Raw genomic sequence first — 17,855 nt, 5'->3', positions numbered from 1 at the left:
AAAGGAGAGCATATTCGAATGAGCAGAAAACCGATTATCGCGGGTAACTGGAAAATGTTCAAAACCGTTTCCGAAGCTGTTAGCTTCGTGAACGAAGTAAAAGGCAGCACGATCGAAGGCGTAGAAAGCGTAATTTGTTCCCCTTTCACAAACCTGCCGGCACTGGTTGAAGCTGTAAAAGGCACTGATTTGCATGTAGGCGCACAAAACCTGCATTTCGAAGACAATGGCGCGTTCACAGGCGAAATCTCCGGCGTTATGCTGAAAGATCTCGGTGTGGAGTATGTCATTATCGGCCACTCCGAGCGTAGAGCTTACTTCGCTGAGACGGACGAAATCGTAAACAAGAAAGTCGCTGCGGCTTTCAAACACGGCTTGAAACCGATCCTTTGCGTAGGCGAGAAGCTGGAAGAGCGCGAAGCGGGTCAAACCAAAGATGTTTGCAAAGTGCAAACAGAAGCAGCTTTTGCTGGTCTTAGCGCAGAGCAAGCAGCACAAGTGGTTATTGCTTACGAGCCAATCTGGGCAATCGGCACTGGAAAATCCTCCACAGCTGCTGATGCACAAGACGTTATCGGCTACATCCGTGAGCTTGTGAGCGGTCTTTACGGCGCTTCCATAGCTGATGCGGTTCGTATCCAATACGGCGGCAGCGTGAAGCCTAACAACATTGCCGAATACATGGCGCAACCTGATATCGATGGCGCACTTGTTGGTGGAGCAAGCTTAGAGTCTGCTTCCTACATTCAACTCGTCCAGGGGGCGAAGTAATATGTCCAGACCGAAACCGGTAGCACTCATCATTCTCGATGGCTTCGGACTGCGTTCGGAAGAGCAGGGGAATGCCGTTGCTCATGCCAAAAAGCCGAACTATGACCGTTACTGGTCAAGTTATCCACATACAACTTTAACGGCTTGCGGTGAAGCTGTAGGTTTGCCTGAAGGCCAGATGGGGAATTCTGAAGTAGGACACCTGAATATCGGCGCAGGCCGTATCGTTTATCAGGATCTGACGCGGATTTCCAAATCGATTCGTGACGGTGAATTTTACGACAATGAAACGATCGTAGGCGCTGTGCGTCATGCCAAAGAGAACGGCAAAAAGCTGCACCTTTACGGGCTGCTTTCCGATGGCGGCGTACACAGCCACATTGAGCATTTGTTCGCTTTGCTGGATCTAGCTAAAAAAGAAGATTTCCATGAAGTGTATATCCATGCGTTCCTCGACGGCCGCGACGTAGCTCCGGATTCTGCGAAGAGCTACATGGAGCGCCTTCTGAAGAAAATCGCCGAAGTCGGCGTAGGTAAAATTGCGACCGTTCAAGGACGCTATTATGCAATGGATCGCGATAAACGTTGGGAGCGTACGGAGAAATCCTACCGCGCTATGGTTTACGGTGAAGGTCCAGCCTACACTGATCCGATGAAAGCTATTGTTGAATCTTACGAAAAATCCATCTTCGACGAGTTCGTTATGCCAACGGTTATCGTTGGTGAGGATGGCAAACCGGTAGGGCTTGTTGAATCCGGCGATGCCGTCATCTTCTTCAACTTCCGTCCGGACCGTGCGATCCAGCTTTCGCAAGTCTTCACGAATGAAGACTTCCGTGGTTTTGACCGTGGTCCTAAAGTGGCTAAGAACCTGTACTACGTATGTCTGACGTTGTTCAGCGAGTCTGTTGACGGTTTCGTAGCGTACAAACCGAAGGATCTCGATAACACGCTTGGCGAGGTGTTGGCACAGAACGGTCTGAAGCAGCTTCGTGCAGCGGAAACGGAGAAATATCCGCACGTAACGTTCTTCTTCAGCGGCGGACGCGATGCGGAACTGCCAGGCGAAACTCGCTTGCTGATCCCTTCCCCGAAGGTTGCGACCTATGACCTGAAGCCAGAGATGAGCGCTTATGAACTGGCTGATGCTGTTGTTAAAGAGATTGAAGCAGAACGTCATGACGCGATCATCCTTAACTTCGCAAACCCTGACATGGTTGGCCACTCCGGCTTGCTGGAGCCAACGGTGAAAGCGATCGAAGCAACAGACGAGTGCCTGGGTAAAGTGGTGGAAGCGGTTCTTGCCAAAGGCGGAGTTGTCTGCATCACAGCCGATCACGGGAATGCCGATGTCGTCACGAATGCGGACGGTTCACGCAATACGGCGCATACAACGAATCCGGTCCCTTTTATTGTTACGGACAAATCTGTTACACTAAGAGACGGCGGAATTTTGGCAGATATTGCCCCAACCATGCTGGACTTCTTAGAGGTTAAACAACCGGAACAAATGACCGGGACTACAATCCTTAAGAGATAGCAACCAAATTAATTATATAAAAGGAGTGTTTTCTACAATGACTATTATTTCTGATGTTTATGCACGCGAAGTATTGGATTCCCGCGGTAACCCAACGGTTGAAGTTGAAGTCTATCTAGAGTCCGGCGCATTTGGCCGCGCTATCGTTCCATCTGGCGCATCCACAGGCGCGTACGAGGCTGTTGAGCTTCGTGACGGTGACAAAGGTCGTTACCTGGGTAAAGGCGTTCTGAAAGCCGTTGACAACGTTAACGAAATCATCGCTCCTGAAATCATTGGCTTGGATGCACTTGATCAAGTTGGCATCGACACAAAAATGATCGAGCTAGACGGTACTCCGAACAAAGCAAAATTAGGCGCTAACGCAATCTTGGCGGTTTCCATGGCTGTAGCTCGCGCTGCTGCTGACGCTTTGGATGTTCCTTTGTACACATACCTTGGCGGATTCAATGCCAAAACACTTCCAGTTCCAATGATGAACATCATCAACGGTGGGGCGCATGCCGACAACAACGTTGACGTTCAAGAGTTCATGGTTCTGCCGGTTGGCGCACCTACGTTCAAAGAAGCTCTTCGCATTGGCGCAGAGATTTTCCATAGCTTGAAATCCGTATTGAAAGACAAAGGCCTTAACACAGCTGTTGGCGACGAAGGCGGATTCGCTCCTAACTTCACATCCAACGAAGAAGCGATCACAACAATCCTTACAGCGATTGAAAAAGCTGGTTACAAACCAGGTGTTGACGTATTCTTGGGTATGGACGTTGCTTCCACAGAGTTCTTCAAAGACGGTAAATACGTACTTGAAGGCGAAGGCAAAACATTCACATCCGCTGAGTGGGTTGACTTCCTTGCTGCATGGGTTGATAAATACCCAATCATCACAGTTGAAGACGGCTGCTCCGAAGATGACTGGGAAGGTTGGAAATTGCTTACTGAGAAATTGGGTAACAAAGTTCAACTCGTTGGTGACGATCTGTTCGTTACGAACACTGAGCGTCTTTCCACAGGTATTGAGCAAAACATCGGTAACTCCATCTTGGTAAAAGTAAACCAAATCGGTACGCTTACTGAGACTTTTGATGCGATCGAAATGGCGAAACGCGCTGGTTACACAGCGGTTATCTCCCACCGTTCCGGTGAGAGCGAAGACAGCACAATCGCTGACATCGCGGTTGCTACAAACGCTGGTCAAATCAAAACAGGTGCTCCTTCCCGTACAGACCGCGTTGCGAAGTACAACCAACTTCTTCGTATCGAAGACGAGTTGTTCAGCGTAGCTCAATATGCGGGTAAAAAAGCTTTCTACAACTTGAGAAACTTTAAATAAGTTTTTTACGTAGTAAATAATTAAATAACAGCTGGGGCTGGCCGGTGACTTCGTCACCGCCGCCTGTGCGACCGAGGGGGTCATTGTAATGAGCAATTGGGTGAAGACTATTTTATTTCTGATAGGTTCCGCATTGCTTACACACTGGATCCCCTCTTCTTTTTTTCGCAACTTGGATACCATGGTTCATGAGTTTGGGCACGCGGTGGTAACGTTGGCGCTGTCTGGTCAAGTGCAGCGAATTGAGCTGTATGCCAACCATAGCGGTGTCACGCTTTCGGCGATTTCTCAGGCAAGATCGTGGTCGATCATTCCTGTGGCTCTGGCCGGATATACGACAGCTTCCGTATTCGCTTGGTTCCTGTTCTCAGCCTTTGCCAGAGGGAAGCAGCAGGTCGGTTTTCTGGTCATGATCGCGATATCCGCCATTTCATTGCTCCTATTCGTTCGGAATGGTTTCGGCATCATGTTCTTAATCGGATTTATTGCCTTGACGATCATTATGATGGCTATTCCTATCAAATGGCTGCGCAATTTTTATTACTTGCTGCTCGCTTTTCTGTGCTTGGAAGAGTCCGTGTTCGGACCGATTTATTTGATCCAAGCTGCGTCGCGAGATGCACGGCAAGCTGGGGACGCCACGAATTTGGCGCTTCATACAGGGGTTCCGACCATGGTATGGGCGATTATCTTTACACTCTTTGCGTTATGGTGTGCGAAGCAAGCGGTTCAAGCTTTTCTTGGGGGAAATAAGCGGTCAAGAAGCACCAATCGCCAATCATCAGCGTATTCCTATCGTGATTAAAACGTAGTAAAACGTCCAAACACCTCTTTTGTTGTTTTCTAGGACGAACTGTGTTAAAATACTCATGCTAGTCATATAAGCAAAAGTACAGGCAATTGGGGTGCTAATAAACATGGTAATCTTTATGAAAATTTTGTTGATCATAGCTTCAGTCGGATTAATTGCGATTGTTCTTCTACAAAAAGGTAAAAGCGCAGGGTTGTCCGGTGCCATTTCCGGTGGTGCGGAGCACTTATTTGGTAAACAAAAAGCACGAGGTTTAGAACTTTTCTTGTCCCGTTTCACGATGGGGCTTGCTGCTGCATTTTTCATTCTTTCCATTGTCGTAGCATACGTAGTGAAGGCCTAACACACATAAAACGATAACAGCAGGGGAAATCTACTCCTGCTGTTTTTTCATTTTAAAAGGGCCTTATAGGTAGGAGATGTTTACCATCGAAAGCAGAATCTACAAATCCACTGAGCCTTTTTTCTGGACAGGCAAGGGGACGAAGCAGACAACAGGTATATTAATGATTCACGGGTTCACGGGATCGCCCTCCGAATTTCGACGGATTGGGTATGAACTGCGGGATGAGGGCTACACGATTCAGGCAGTGAGGCTTCCCGGACATGGCACGTCACCGGAAGATATGCTACGAACCGGATGGACGGATTGGTATGGGCATGTGCTGGAGAATTACGACGCGCTTGCGGCGAAATGCAAAAACGTCGTCGTAATGGGGCATTCGATGGGTGGGCTTTTGGCCCTGAAGCTGGCGGTTGAACGTCAAGTAGCAGGTGTGATCTCGCTGGCTACACCGATCTTTCTGACGTCAAGAAAATCGGCGCTGGCGGTCATTATGCAGTATTTTATCAAATACATAAATAAGAAGCCCAAAACACTCTCCACGCTATTAGATGAGTCATGTGCATATACCAAAACGCCGATTCGTTGCGTCGTTAGTTTGCGAAAGCTTTTGAAACATGTAAAAGGTTTGCTGCCTCAAGTAAAAGCGCCGATATGGATCGGGCAGGGGGGCAAGGATGGCGTCGTCCATCAGGGAAGCGCAGCGTTTTTATATGAACGCACTCGCTCTGAAAGCAAAGAGCTTCGTTATTATGCGAAATCATCGCACGGTTTGCTGCTTGATCAAGAGAGAGAGCTTGTTTATGCCGATATTGCGGCGTTTATCCTTTCTCTACAAGTGGCATACTATGGAGTAAAGGAACGGGTACGGTGAGTGTAGGACGAAGCTCAACAACAACAAGAAGGTGAAGAGTGTATATGATAACAGATCAAGATATTATTAGTTTGATGCGAGATGAGGCTTATAAGCCCATGTCCTATAAAGAGCTCGAAAAGCATTTCAGGATTGCAGGAGCGGAAGAATTTAAGGATTTCATTAAATTATTAAATCGTTTAGAGGAAAGCGGCCACGTGGTTCGAGGCGGGAATGACCGTTATGGCGTGCCGGAGCGCATGAACTTGGTAAGAGGAAGACTGCAAGCCCATGCGAAAGGTTTCGCGTTCTTGATTCCCGAAGACCGGGAGCACCCGGATGTGTATATTAATGCGCATGATTTGAATACGGCTATGAACGGTGACATTGTTTTCGTGAAAGTAACGTCCAGAAGCCAAGGCGGAGGCCGCTTGGAAGGCGAAGTTGTGCGGGTGATTACGCGCGCCAATACGCAGATTGTGGGCGTTTTTCAGGGACAGGATACGTATGCGTTCGTTATTGCTGACGATAAGCGGATGACGAGAGATATTTTCATACCTCAGCACGCTTTTAATGGCGCAGTCACGGGGCAGAAGGTCGTAGTAAAGATTGTGAACTATCCAGAAGGTCGCTCTGCGGCTGAAGGGGAAGTTATTGAGATTCTTGGCCATAAGGACGATCCAGGCGTTGATATTCTGGCGATTGTGCGCAAGTTCCAGCTGCCGGAGGCTTTCAAAGAGGAAGTGCTGGAAGAAGCGGACGCTGCACCGGATTCGATTACGGAAGATGAGATTGTTAGCCAGGGGCGCCGCGATCTTCGCGCTAAGCGGATTGTCACTATTGATGGTGAAGATGCCAAGGATTTGGACGATGCGGTTAATGTGGAGCTTTTGGAGAATGGTCATTATAAATTAGGCGTTCATATCGCCGATGTAAGTTATTATGTTCGGGAAGGCACTGCGCTGGATATCGAAGCTTATAACCGCGGATGTTCCGTCTATTTGACGGATCGTGTGATTCCGATGCTGCCGCATCGGTTGTCGAATGGCATTTGTTCGCTTAACCCCAAAGTAGACCGCTTAACGATGTCTTGTGAAATGGAGTTCGATGAGAATCTAAAAGTTGTTAATCATGAGATTTTTACGAGTGTAATTAAGACTAGCGAGCGAATGACCTATACGAATGTGCGTAAGCTTTTGACAGGTGAGGCAGAGCCTGAGCTTGTGGAGCGTTATGCGTATTTGATGGAAGATTTTAAGCGGATGGAAGAGCTGGCAGCTAGACTGCGTTCCAGACGGATGAAGCGCGGAGCAATTGATTTTGACTTTGAAGAGTCTAAAATTCTCGTAGATGCGGACGGTAAACCAACCGATATCGTGAAGAGAGAGCGCTCTGTCGCGGAAATGATGATTGAGGAGTTCATGCTGGCTGCGAATGAAACGGTTGCTGAGCATTTTTCGTGGATGAAAGTACCTTTCTTATACCGTGTCCATGAAGATCCTGATGCTGAGAAGTTGATGAATTTCATGGAGTTCGTGACGAACTTCGGGTATACGGTCAAAGGGAAGGGCAATTCCGTGCATCCACGTGCGCTGCAAAGCTTACTGGAAGACATTAAGGGGACGCCAGAGGAGACTGTGCTTAGCAAAATTATGCTTCGCTCGATGAAGCAGGCTCGTTATGATGCGCAGAGTTTGGGGCATTTTGGCTTGGCGGCGGAATTTTATTCCCACTTTACCTCTCCGATTCGTCGTTATCCCGATCTAATCATTCATAGGGTCATTCGCGAAGTGTTGCAAAACGGTACTTTGTCCGATGCTCGTCATGAATATTTGGCTTCCCGCATGAGCGATATTGCGCAGCAATCATCCGAACGTGAGCGTGTGGCTGTAGATGCAGAGCGTGAAACAGAGGCACTGAAGAAAGCTCAGTATATGCTGGATAAAGTTGGCGAAGAATTCGAGGGCATTATTTCTAGTGTAACTGGCTTCGGGATGTTCGTGGAATTGGACAATACCGTTGAGGGCTTGATCCGTTTGAGCGATTTGACCGATGATTATTATAACTTCCATGAGAGACAATTTGCTCTCGTTGGAGAGCGCACGTCCAAGATCTACCGGATTGGCGATGAAATTAAAGTCCGTGTGGCTCGCGTAAATATGGAAGAGCATACGATTGATTTTGAATTGCTGGATATGAAGCCTCGCAAAGAGGGTAGTTATAGCCGTGGCGGTGGAGGCGGCAAGCCGTTCAAAGGAGCGGCAGGTTTCAAGGGCTTCCGTGGCGGCAAAGGCAAGCCGGAGAAGGGCAAGGGCGGCTATACCAAAGGTAAAGGCGGCTTTTCGAAGTCTCAGGGTGAGAGTGCGGGGCGGAGACGCGGAGAAGGTAGTGTTGTTGGTGCAACTGATGGGGGGGCACGTGCGGGCCGTGATGGTGGGGCTGCTGGGCGTGCGAGAGCGGGACAAGAACGCATAGAAGGCGCGGCAAGACGTGTGAAAGAAGGTCAAGAGGGAACCAATGGAGCAGGGCGCTTAAGGGCTGGGCAGCAGCGCGGTGAAGGTCGCGGTCGTGTGGAAGGGCAAGAGGGAAGAGTACCTCGTGATGGAGCTGAGGGACGTGCGAGGGCAGGTCAAGAGCGTGATGGCGCCGGGCAGGGGAAATCGCGCCGAGGAAAAGGCGGTAGCACGCCGTGGAGCGAAAACCGCGGCAAAGCCGGCGGTGGTCGCGGGAAGGCGCGCGGTCCTAAGCTGAGCGAAGGCGGCAGCTTGAGCTCAAGGCTGGAATCTGTCGGCGCAGGCCGGACAGATAGCGGTGCTGGACGCGGCGAGAGCAAGCGCGGCCGCGGGGGCATTGCGCTTGGAAGCGAAGCCCAAGCGGGCGGTGGTTCCGCTGCTGAGCGCAGCAGCGGCGGCAGTGATTGGGCGAGCGGCGTGAACGCGCTTGCCAAGGGTGGTCGTCGCCGGAGTGACGGCGACGGCGGCGGTAGCAAGAAGCGGCGGAGATAACGCCGCTTCTTGCATTTCGGGCTTGATCTTGCTACAATAGGATGCACATTGTAGCAGTATTTACCTGCAGGAAATTGCGGGAGGAGGATCTCACGTGGCAACGAAGAAGGCAGATGGCAAGGTGCTTGCCCAGAATAAGAAGGCTTCACACGATTACTTTATTGAAGAAACGTACGAAGCGGGTCTTGTCTTGACCGGCACGGAGATCAAATCCTTACGGGCAGGTAAAGCGAACATTGGCGATAGCTTTTCGACGATTCGTAATGGGGAAGCTTTTGTCCATAACATGCACATTAGTCCTTTTGAGCAAGGTAACCGAAGTAATCCTGAGGATCCGACACGGACGCGGAAGCTGCTTTTGAAAAAGGTGCAGATCGCCAAGATGTTAGGCCAGGCAAAGCAAGAAGGTTACACACTTGTGCCATTGAAAGTGTATATCCGTAATGGATATGCTAAGCTTTTAGTCGGTATTGGTAAAGGTAAGAAGCAGTACGACAAGCGTGAATCCGCGGCCAAAAAAGATGCACAACGCGATATTCAGCGTGCGCTGCGCGAGAAGCAAAAGATTGCTAGGTAACGTGGCAAAGGTATTGGTAAGCAGCACCTTAGCTTCCACAAACCTGAGCGTTCATTTTTGAACAGCTTGTGTTATACTAGGTCTACAGCAAATGATTCAGTATTAAAGAGCAATTTCGCTCAAACAGCTCGTCTTTTACCTTCTCCGCTCTATTGGCGGAAATGAAGGCAATCCGGGGGTGTTCTTGGATTCGACGGGGATAGTTCGAGCGCGGGTTGCGGGTAGTGGGGACGCGTCCGCTTTAACAACGCTAAAGCCTATTAAATGGCAAACAAAACAACAACTTAGCTTTCGCAGCTTAATAACCTGTGAGCTAGCTCCTCCCTCGCATCGCCCATGTGCTAGGATAGGGGCCCAACCTTAGTGGGATACGACGTTTGGTCTCCGCCTGGGGTCGAACGTAGGAAGACAATCAGGCTGACCCAACGCAGAGCGGGTTACGGCGCGCTGCTCGGGTGACATCAAAACTGTGACTACACCCGTAGAAGCCTGTGTGGCGATATTTTCGGACAGGGGTTCGACTCCCCTCACCTCCATACAAAAGAAAGAAGCACCCGTGAGGGTGCTTTTTTCTTTTGTATTAGGAGGTCGGGGGAGAAACCCTGGAGGGTTCGCCCGGACGGACTGGAGCGTGACGGAGGGAGCACGGCTTTAAGATTGTAAACTTGCAAACGATTTCAAAGTTTACAATTTAGAAAGATAATGTTCGTCAAGATAGTTTTCCCACTATTGAGTGTAAAATTTTATACAAAATTGTACTATTCTGTGCTATTATAACACATGGACTAATTGGGATTCTTTTCTATAATCCAATTTATTGATTTTGTGTACGAAATCCCTGCTGTGTCTCTCAGCACTTTGGATATTTTCGGGCAAGTGTTGTATTGACTTTACAGTGTATGATTACAGTGGGGAATTAAAGTTGTAGGGAGTCGTAGAATTATGTATGAGCATTTCGAATGGTTTTTAAATAAAGAACGGGTGGATGAAGCAGGGCAAGAGATGTATGACCTTATGGCTCGGCTGTATCCCATCACCCGTAGTATCACGGGAAACGGCGTAAGAGAGACGTTAAAGATCATTCAAGAATATATACCGCTTAATATTCATGAAGTGCCGACTGGAACACAGGTTTTTGATTGGGAGGTTCCAAATGAATGGAATGTTGAAGATGCCTATATAAAGGACTCAAGAGGGGTAAGAGTTGTAGATTTCCAAAAATCCAACCTGCATGTCCTTAACTATAGTGTCCCTATACATGCAAAGATGACACTTGATGAATTAAAAAATCATTTATTTACATTACCGGATTACCCGGAGTGGACTCCCTATCTGACGAGCTACTATCGAAAAGATTGGGGTTTTTGCCTACCTCATAATTTGTTACAATCACTACCGGATGATCTATACGAAGTGAAAATCGAATCTACGCTCAAACCGGGGTTTGTTACTTGGGGAGAGCTTTACTTGCCTGGTGAAACCGAAGAGGAAATCTTACTCTCTTGCTACGTGTGTCATCCTTCTATGTGCAATGACAGCCTGAGCGGAGTTGTACTGTTAACTTTGATTGGTCAACTTTTGACTCATTTGAAGCGAAGACATTCATTTCGTCTCCTGTTCATTCCAGAAACAATCGGCGCGATAACGTGGTTGCATGAAAACCAAGACAAGGTCGGGAGAATCAAGTGTGGACTAGTGGCCACATGTCTCGGTGACCCAGGTCAATCAACGTATAAGCGAACCAAACATGGAAATCACTATCTCGATAAAGTGGTTGAAAAAGTGCTTGAGGACTCTGGCGAGCCTTTCCAGATTATAGACTTCTTTCCGATGGGAAGCGACGAACGACAATTTTCTTCCCCAGGATTTAATCTGCCTGTCGGATCGCTTATGCGCACGCCATATGGCCGGTTTCCACAGTATCATAGCTCCGCTGATAATCTTGATTTTGTCGGATCGTCGTACTTGGCAAACACGTATCAAAAGTATCTTCAGGTGTTGCATGTTTTGGAATCAGACGATCGTTATCTGAATCTCAACCCTAAATGTGAACCTCAACTTGGTAAACGAGGTCTTTACAGCTCGGTCGGAGGACAAAAAAACGCACAGGATATCCAATTCGCCATGTTATGGGTTTTGAACTTTTCTGACGGACAGAATTCTTTACTTGATATCGCACGCCGATCTGGAATGCCATATGAGTTAATAGTGCGTGCAGCTAAGGATTTACAAGGAAGTGAATTACTCGTTTCGGTTATGCAAACGGATGAAAGGTTATACGCGAGGAGGACACGATGAATCAGAAGCAAACACATAAAGGACCTGATAATGGATTGGGATCCGTTTTTTGGCGCTCTGTTGAGCAATTTCATGACAGGCCTGCCTTAGTTGTTCACGATGAAGTATACTCATATAAGGAACTTGGTGACAAGGCGATTCAACTGGCCCAATTGATTCAAACGGCAGAAATAGGGGAGCAACAGGAAGTGGTGGCTGTGTTTGCGAGCCGCAGCCTAACCTCTTATACGGGGGTTTTAGGTACATTGACCTCAGGGCGAGGGTACGTGCCGCTTAACCCTAAATTTCCACTAGAACGAACTCTTTATATGTTGCAAGCTTCAGGGGCCTCAACTATTATAGTTGGAATTGAGGCGCTTGGACTGTTGGCTAAGCTGTTACCTCTAGTGAATCGTCGTCTGAACGTCATTTTACCAATGGAAGACAACGAAATGGGAAATATTATTGCAGCCCGAAACCAGAAGCATCGATTTTTCTGTACTATGGATTTGGTAGAAAGGAACGAATGGTGGAGACCGTATCCAAGCAATTTGGAGAAGACTGCCTATCTGTTGTTCACTTCGGGCAGTACAGGGAATCCGAAAGGCGTACCTGTCAGTCACCGCAATGTCACTTCCTATTTGCAGCATGTTATTACAAGCTATTCTTTTAATGAACTAGACCGTTTCTCCCAAATGTTTGACATGACCTTCGACCTCAGTGTTCATGACATGTTCATTTGTTGGGGGAGCGGGGCATGTCTGTACCCGGTCCCAGAACAGGCTGTGATGTCACCCGCAAAGTTCATCAAAGATCATGAACTCACAGTCTGGTTTTCCGTACCATCAGTCCCGATGTTTATGCAAAAATTAAGATTACTAAAGCCCAATGCCTTTCCATCGCTTCGTTACAGTTTTTTTTGCGGAGAAGCTCTACCTCAAGGTATCGCCGAGGCTTGGCAGGAGGCGGCGAACAACTCTGTTGTCGAAAATCTGTACGGTCCCACAGAGGCAACTATTGCGATTTCGCAGTATCGTTGGGATGCGGATCGGTCACCTGGTGAATGTAAGCGAGGCCTTGTACCGATCGGGCAAGTTTTCCCTACGCAGGAGTGGCGGATCATCAGTGAGGATTTTCGAGAATTGTCAGTGGGTGAGGTTGGTGAATTGTGTGTATCTGGAACTCAAATTACTAGAGGTTACCTAAACGATGACGCAAAGACAAAGCATTCGTATATAATTTTCCCAGACCACCCCCGAAAAATCTGGTATCGAACTGGCGACCTTGTCATGTGTAATGAGTCTAACAACCTTTATTACCTAGGTCGCATAGATAACCAGCTTCAGATTATGGGGTACCGCGTGGAAATTCAGGAGATCGAACATGTTTTGCTGGGGACAGGTGCCGCTTTTGCCGTTGTGGTTCCTTTACTGCAGCAGCATGGAAAAGCAGAAGGGGTCTGCGCCTTCTTGCCAAAGGAATTGGAAGCAAACCATCTAGAGATCCTGAACCACTGCCAAGCCAAATTGCCAGACTATATGATACCGAGAAAGTTGATTTTCGTGGAAGACGTGCCATTAAATTCAAACGGTAAAATCGATCGCAAGCAGTTAATGGAACAATTGGAGGTATTACGTTGACATTACAATACAAAGATGTAGAAAACTATTTATATAATACGTTACAAGAAAAATTAAAACTTTTTGGGGTTAGCCGCGAGGAATTTATCGATTCATTTCAATTACTTCCTGGTCTTATCGACTCACTAGGTTTTTTAGAGTTGGTCGCTCAAGTGGAGCAAGATCTCAAAGTGGAAATGGATTTTGAACTTGCAGATCCAGAGCAATACACAACGCTGGCAGGGTTTATCCATTGCATCAAGGGGCTTTAATCGTGGAGAACATACGATACCTAGAACTTAAAGAGGCGGGTACGCTCTTGGAACAAATGGAGACTTTGTTTGTGCTTATGTACGACTACATGGGCGATAAGGGTTTGCTCCAACCTCTTGTACCCGGCGGTGAAAAAATGTGGTCGAAATCGCTTTTACCTACATTGGGGAAGTTTGGCGTGGTTTGGTTAGCCCTTAATGGGGAGGAAGTGATCGGTTTTATCCAAGGTATGATCAAACTGCTACCCAATTATTTAGGCGGAGGCAAAGTCGGCATTATTTCGCATGTATACGTGAAACCGGAAATGCGCCAATACGGAATAGGAAGCGAGTTGGCGAAAAAGCTCGAGGAATGGTTTGTCACGAAAAATATTGATTCGATCGAGCTGCAGGTCTTGTATCACAACGAAAAAGCCCGTAATTTCTGGGAAAATACGGGCTACGAATACGAGGTATATCAAATGCGTAAATTTTTGGTAGGAGTAAGTGAATGAAAAAGTTCTCAAATGAAGACTTTCGACAGGTACTTGAAGCGGTTAATATATATCCAGGGGATATGGTGTTTGTCCATAGCTCTCTGTTTCAACTTGGTAGGCTTGAAAGTTGCGAGACTGAGGCAATGCCAGTAGAGTTGGTACGCCTGATGCTTGACTATTTGGGCAACGAGGGTACGCTTGCCGTTCCTACTTTTAGCTTTGGATTTGCAAAAGGCATACCATTTGATCGCCAGATTACTTCGTCCGAAGGGATGGGTATCTTTTCTGAGAGTGTACGTAAACTACCTGCAAGCCTGCGAAGTTACCACCCCTTGCAGTCGATTGCGGCAGTAGGACGGCTTGCAGAGGCAATTACATCCCCCGATACAGGTTCCGCATTTGATATTGATGGGTCATTTGACGTGATGATCGGTCTTGGAGCAAAATTGCTTTTACTAGGAGCACCGATCCAGGCGGCTTCTCTCATCCATTACGCAGAGGAGCGGGTAGAAGTTCCCTATCGTTATTGGAAGATGTTCACAGGAATCTATGTAGATAATGGAGAGGAAAAGGAACGTACCTATAAGTTTTTTGCGCGCGATCTGGAACTGGATCCACGATTAAATTTATATCCGATTGAAACATGGTTGACAGAACGGAACCAATTTCATAAAGTACCGTTAGGTAATGGGTATGTGGCGCAATGTGCCTTCTCAGATTTTATAGAGGTGGTCATGCAGCACTTGAATGACGATCCTTATTGCTTAGTGAAATCAATAAAAAAAGATCCCGGTTAGCGAATCTGCATGGATTTGACTTCATTGCGGCATTAGCAAGTTAGATAATGGACATTTCAATACCCTCTCATGTCCAACTTTCTTTCGTTTTATCTCAATTTCCTAAGTTGTCATTAAATGTTAGATAACTTAAAGGAAGCCCCTTTAATAACTGAAGAAGATTAAGATAATATGGATCTAATGAGGCAGTGTCTTCGTGGGCGCAAAGCAGCGTTACGGACAATGTGGAGGCTAGTATTATTTTTGGGAAGAAACGGGGCTGTACTTGAGCCAAAAGGTAACATCAGTCGAGCCGAGGTTGCAACTATTATTGCAAAAATCGGGTTCTGATTTAAATGGAAGCACCGTGCCTGCAGAAGTCTGTTTTCTGCTCGGAGGATGGCTACTGTTACATTGATGAAAAAAGTGGGCAGGAGCACGAGGTCCGAGCTGAAGATTGAAGTGAAGTATGGCTTACCCTTCATAGAGGTAACGATTGAAGATACATACAAATTACAAGACACCCCGAAAGAAAATGAAAGGAGCTTGTCACTGAAATTCAGTGGCGGGCTCCTTTTTTGGTGTTACATGTTGTATTCATTGCCATCAGTCCACATATTCCAATTCCGTCCGTTCATACTAATAAGCGACTGCGGTTGCTTGGGAACGTTGAATGAGAAAGGAATGATGAGCACAATGACGACAACTGGTTTAACGTTCGGGATTTATCCGCTAAGTGTAGCTGGCACACCGACCGGTTTGGCTATTGGACCAAAGGATGATTACGGTAGCATTCAGCTTGCACTCAATGAACTCCGAGGTTCGAAGCAATTGTTTCCGAGGAACTACCTCGTTTATACCGGACCTGAATCAGAGCCAGCGTTATTCTCCTTTGCGGACCGTCTTCTTCAATTCGGACTGTTAGGTGATCTGACGGCGGGATGTATGCAAGAGACTGACATCGATATGGACAGATGGCTCGATTTTATTCGCAAAATCATTAGGAAGTATGGTGCCCATCTGGCCTCTCTTCAAATTACGAACGAACCGAATTTGTCGTTTATGGAAGGTTCTAAACCTTACACCTTGCAAGCACTTGTGGAAGGGGTAAAGGCAGCTAAACAAGAAGTGCGAGACCAAGGCCTTCAGGTACAGATTGGGTTCGGTTCCGTGCCAGAGGGGCCAATGGCAGTTCCTCATTTCTGGGAAGGTCTCGCTGAGCTTGGAGGGAGGCCGTTCTTGGACGCTCTTGATTTTGTGGGGCATAACTTCTATGTCGATGTCTTTGAAGAACCGCTTCATTTGGATGAAATAGCGGATTCTGTAGAACGCACTTTGCGAAATTTAAGGGAAAGCAGTTTGATCAAGGCCGGAATACCCGCGACGATACCTATTCGCGTTACGGAAAGTGGCTGGCCAACGGGGCAGAATCCTTTTACACAAAACGAAAGAACGTACGAGCAACAAGCGAGTGTCCTTGAAAGAGTAATCCGAACCGTCTACCGTCTTCATCCTGAGCTCCATATTACGCATTATGAGTTGTTTGGACTTCGGGATGCCGACAGTTCTAACGTGAACATCTTCTATCAATTTGGTATTCTGCGTGACGACTATTCAGAGAAACCCGCTTATGCAACTTTCAAGCGTTTGATCCTGGAGCTTGGAAGCTAGAGAGGCTTCCATTATCGCCCTTATAAAATAGATGCCAATGGGTACGCTATTAACCAAAAGGAGCTGGGAATATGAATATCATGGAGGTACTCGGCGATGCGATAAAGCCGTTTCTGGATGGCGAAAAGCCTCCTTTAAATGTCGGAGAAGTCATGAATCTGTGGTTTTATTTCACAGCAACCGATCAAACGATGCGTGGTGAACAGGTCTCTTTTAATATTACGGAGGATCCTGAATTGAAAGAAAAGCTGCAAGAGGTCATTAATGATGTGCATCGGCCGATACTCGACGAGATAACTGCATTCTTGAAAAATGAAGGAATCCCGATGCCAGAGGCGTCGCCGGATAAGCCCGTTGGCGATTTTCGACATATTCCTGTGGGGTCGAAGTTGTCAGACGAGGAGATAGCAAGTCTGCTCAGCTTTAATTTAGTATTGGGAATCAATTATGGCTGCCGGGGATTGACAGAAGCCGTACGGCCGGATGTGGCCGCACTGTTTGCCAAGTTTCAGATGAAAAAGATCATCTTTTCGTTAACGCTTAAGGATCTATTGATGCGAAAAGGGTGGTTGAAGGCACCGCCGTATTATAGACCGGAAGCATGAGCACCTGTGCAGGGTGCTTTTTTGCATTAGGTTATGGTCTTAACATTAGTGTCTGAATAAGTTCCTCTTGCGTGAAAGGCTGCTTCCTTCCTGAATGAATGACCCTGACAAGGTAAGGCTTATCCGGATTTTTCAAATGGTAAAAGCCTGGAATTCGCATGACCCTCGACAGGTTGGTAATCATCGGATCTGAACCAAATTTGCTGGCTAGCGCCTTTTGAATAGGAACGAACTTTGATATGGATCCGTTTTGAATGACCCAATAGATGTGATAGCCGTTTTTTGTTTCGACGATCATGGCATTTTTGATCTGCTGCCAGTGTTTTTTGAGGAAGGTTTTTTTCAATTGAGCAACTTGCTCTTCAGCGCGTTGAGCTCTAAGCAGGTATTGACCTTGTTTCCCTTTTTTAATGGTAATGGATTGGATGCGCTCTAAAGGGTCCGATTTGAGTTGTTTGATTCGCGCTTTCAATTGTTCTTTGGTTTGGAACTGTTCGGATATTTTATTGAGATCGACATCGATAAACTGTGCTCGGATTTCTTTGATTTCGCGGCTCTTTTCATCTCTGCGGTTAATTTCCATGAATACTGCGTAGCCTTTCGCATTTTGGCTGAGTAAATGGATGGATTTATTGTTTTTGGAGATCAACTTCATGTGAGGGACTTGTTTTTCCAAAAGTAAGAGGGGTTTATGCAGCAGGACGGCTTGTTTGTCGTTGGATGAATTCAAAGAGTGTGCAGAATGAGCGGAGTTGGTCTGATTTGGCTTCGAACGCTCAGCATCATGTACTAAGATAAAATGAAGTTTTTCGTCTCCTTTGCGGCAAAGTTTATGAATGAATTGATGCATATGGCTGGAACTTCGCTGAACTAGAGTGGAGTATTGCGTGGGTTTATTTTTCATCTGGCCACATCCCTTTGTCTAGGTT

Annotated in this window: 16 protein-coding genes and 1 other RNA gene; 16 read left to right on the top strand and 1 reads right to left on the bottom strand. The window is 47.0% G+C overall.

All coding sequences use genetic code 11. From position 1 onward, the window contains the following. Positions 1–18 precede the first annotated feature (18 nt). The 16 genes from tpiA to RQP52_RS29060 all read left to right on the top strand — a co-directional run bounded on the left by tpiA (position 19) and on the right by RQP52_RS29060 (position 16,926). A complete protein-coding gene (gene tpiA, locus RQP52_RS29135) occupies positions 19–771 on the top strand; it encodes a triose-phosphate isomerase (protein WP_315955096.1) in 753 nt (250 codons plus the stop codon). A gap of 1 nt (position 772) precedes the next feature. Continuing rightward, positions 773–2,311 carry a 2,3-bisphosphoglycerate-independent phosphoglycerate mutase gene (gene gpmI, locus RQP52_RS29130; RefSeq protein WP_315955095.1) on the top strand — a complete coding sequence of 513 codons (1,539 nt, stop codon included), beginning with the start codon at positions 773–775 and terminating at the stop codon, positions 2,309–2,311. Positions 2,312–2,348: 37 nt separating this feature from the next. After that, positions 2,349–3,641 (top strand): phosphopyruvate hydratase, encoded by a 1,293-nt coding sequence (eno, locus tag RQP52_RS29125; RefSeq protein ID WP_127457101.1) that lies wholly within the window; start codon positions 2,349–2,351, stop codon positions 3,639–3,641. An 88-nt stretch (positions 3,642–3,729) separates the two neighbouring features. Further along, entirely contained in the window at positions 3,730–4,446 is a 717-nt protein-coding gene (locus RQP52_RS29120; RefSeq protein ID WP_315955094.1) for a M50 family metallopeptidase, read from the top strand. Between the two features lie 112 nt (positions 4,447–4,558). Next, positions 4,559–4,795 (top strand): preprotein translocase subunit SecG, encoded by a 237-nt coding sequence (gene secG, locus RQP52_RS29115; protein ID WP_029196004.1) that lies wholly within the window; start codon positions 4,559–4,561, stop codon positions 4,793–4,795. A gap of 163 nt (positions 4,796–4,958) precedes the next feature. Next, positions 4,959–5,669, top strand: a complete 711-nt coding sequence (locus tag RQP52_RS29110; protein ID WP_315955093.1) for an alpha/beta hydrolase — start codon at positions 4,959–4,961, stop codon at positions 5,667–5,669. 44 nt (positions 5,670–5,713) lie between these two features. Continuing rightward, entirely contained in the window at positions 5,714–8,653 is a 2,940-nt protein-coding gene (gene rnr / locus RQP52_RS29105) for a ribonuclease R (protein ID WP_315955092.1), read from the top strand. 94 nt (positions 8,654–8,747) lie between these two features. Next, positions 8,748–9,230 (top strand): SsrA-binding protein SmpB, encoded by a 483-nt coding sequence (gene smpB, locus RQP52_RS29100; protein ID WP_167053092.1) that lies wholly within the window; start codon positions 8,748–8,750, stop codon positions 9,228–9,230. A gap of 174 nt (positions 9,231–9,404) precedes the next feature. Beyond that, positions 9,405–9,769: a transfer-messenger RNA gene (ssrA, locus tag RQP52_RS29095) on the top strand. A gap of 403 nt (positions 9,770–10,172) precedes the next feature. Beyond that, complete coding sequence (locus RQP52_RS29090; protein ID WP_315955091.1) at positions 10,173–11,528, top strand: DUF4910 domain-containing protein; 1,356 nt, start codon at positions 10,173–10,175, stop codon at positions 11,526–11,528. Continuing rightward, entirely contained in the window at positions 11,525–13,147 is a 1,623-nt protein-coding gene (locus tag RQP52_RS29085) for an amino acid adenylation domain-containing protein (protein WP_315955090.1), read from the top strand. The genes RQP52_RS29090 and RQP52_RS29085 overlap by 4 nt, the downstream gene beginning before the upstream one ends. Beyond that, on the top strand, positions 13,144–13,398 hold the full coding sequence (locus RQP52_RS29080) for a phosphopantetheine-binding protein (RefSeq protein ID WP_315955089.1): 255 nt from the start codon (positions 13,144–13,146) through the stop codon (positions 13,396–13,398). The genes RQP52_RS29085 and RQP52_RS29080 overlap by 4 nt, the downstream gene beginning before the upstream one ends. Before the next feature lie 2 nt (positions 13,399–13,400). Then, positions 13,401–13,892, top strand: a complete 492-nt coding sequence (locus RQP52_RS29075; RefSeq protein WP_315955088.1) for a GNAT family N-acetyltransferase — start codon at positions 13,401–13,403, stop codon at positions 13,890–13,892. Then, on the top strand, positions 13,889–14,671 hold the full coding sequence (locus RQP52_RS29070; RefSeq protein ID WP_315955087.1) for an AAC(3) family N-acetyltransferase: 783 nt from the start codon (positions 13,889–13,891) through the stop codon (positions 14,669–14,671). Before RQP52_RS29075 ends, RQP52_RS29070 begins: the two co-directional genes overlap by 4 nt. A gap of 666 nt (positions 14,672–15,337) precedes the next feature. After that, positions 15,338–16,321: a hypothetical protein gene (locus RQP52_RS29065; protein WP_315955086.1), complete on the top strand. Its 984-nt coding sequence runs from the start codon at positions 15,338–15,340 to the stop codon at positions 16,319–16,321. A gap of 71 nt (positions 16,322–16,392) precedes the next feature. After that, the gene (locus tag RQP52_RS29060; protein WP_315955085.1) at positions 16,393–16,926 is read left to right on the top strand and encodes a DUF3231 family protein; all 534 of its coding nucleotides are present in this window, start codon (positions 16,393–16,395) and stop codon (positions 16,924–16,926) included. A 31-nt stretch (positions 16,927–16,957) separates the two neighbouring features. Here RQP52_RS29060 and RQP52_RS29055 read toward each other — a convergent pair whose 3' ends face one another. Further along, positions 16,958–17,830, bottom strand: a complete 873-nt coding sequence (locus RQP52_RS29055; RefSeq protein ID WP_315955084.1) for a DNA-primase RepB domain-containing protein — start codon at positions 17,828–17,830, stop codon at positions 16,958–16,960. Positions 17,831–17,855: the final 25 nt, after the last annotated feature.

It is taken from the genome of Paenibacillus violae (genome assembly GCF_032461945.1).
Taxonomy (GTDB): Bacteria; Bacillota; Bacilli; order Paenibacillales; family NBRC-103111; genus Paenibacillus_E; species Paenibacillus_E violae.
Note: the sequence above shows the minus strand (reverse complement) of the source record. Positions and strands in the feature narration are given on the sequence as shown.

What these genes read in the sequence shown, in the direction of transcription:
- RQP52_RS29110 (WP_315955093.1), top strand. Translation starts at nt 4,959, where the DNA reads ATGATTCACGGGTTCACGGGATCGCCCTCCGAATTTCGACGGATTGGG.
- RQP52_RS29120 (WP_315955094.1), top strand. Translation starts at nt 3,730, where the DNA reads ATGAGCAATTGGGTGAAGACTATTTTATTTCTGATAGGTTCCGCATTG.
- RQP52_RS29070 (WP_315955087.1), top strand. Translation starts at nt 13,889, where the DNA reads ATGAAAAAGTTCTCAAATGAAGACTTTCGACAGGTACTTGAAGCGGTT.
- RQP52_RS29085 (WP_315955090.1), top strand. Translation starts at nt 11,525, where the DNA reads ATGAATCAGAAGCAAACACATAAAGGACCTGATAATGGATTGGGATCC.
- RQP52_RS29065 (WP_315955086.1), top strand. Translation starts at nt 15,338, where the DNA reads ATGAGCACAATGACGACAACTGGTTTAACGTTCGGGATTTATCCGCTA.
- gpmI (WP_315955095.1), top strand. Translation starts at nt 773, where the DNA reads ATGTCCAGACCGAAACCGGTAGCACTCATCATTCTCGATGGCTTCGGA.
- RQP52_RS29060 (WP_315955085.1), top strand. Translation starts at nt 16,393, where the DNA reads ATGAATATCATGGAGGTACTCGGCGATGCGATAAAGCCGTTTCTGGAT.
- RQP52_RS29055 (WP_315955084.1), bottom strand. Translation starts at nt 17,830, where the DNA reads ATGAAAAATAAACCCACGCAATACTCCACTCTAGTTCAGCGAAGTTCC.
- tpiA (WP_315955096.1), top strand. Translation starts at nt 19, where the DNA reads ATGAGCAGAAAACCGATTATCGCGGGTAACTGGAAAATGTTCAAAACC.
- eno (WP_127457101.1), top strand. Translation starts at nt 2,349, where the DNA reads ATGACTATTATTTCTGATGTTTATGCACGCGAAGTATTGGATTCCCGC.
- rnr (WP_315955092.1), top strand. Translation starts at nt 5,714, where the DNA reads ATGATAACAGATCAAGATATTATTAGTTTGATGCGAGATGAGGCTTAT.
- RQP52_RS29090 (WP_315955091.1), top strand. Translation starts at nt 10,173, where the DNA reads ATGTATGAGCATTTCGAATGGTTTTTAAATAAAGAACGGGTGGATGAA.
- secG (WP_029196004.1), top strand. Translation starts at nt 4,559, where the DNA reads ATGGTAATCTTTATGAAAATTTTGTTGATCATAGCTTCAGTCGGATTA.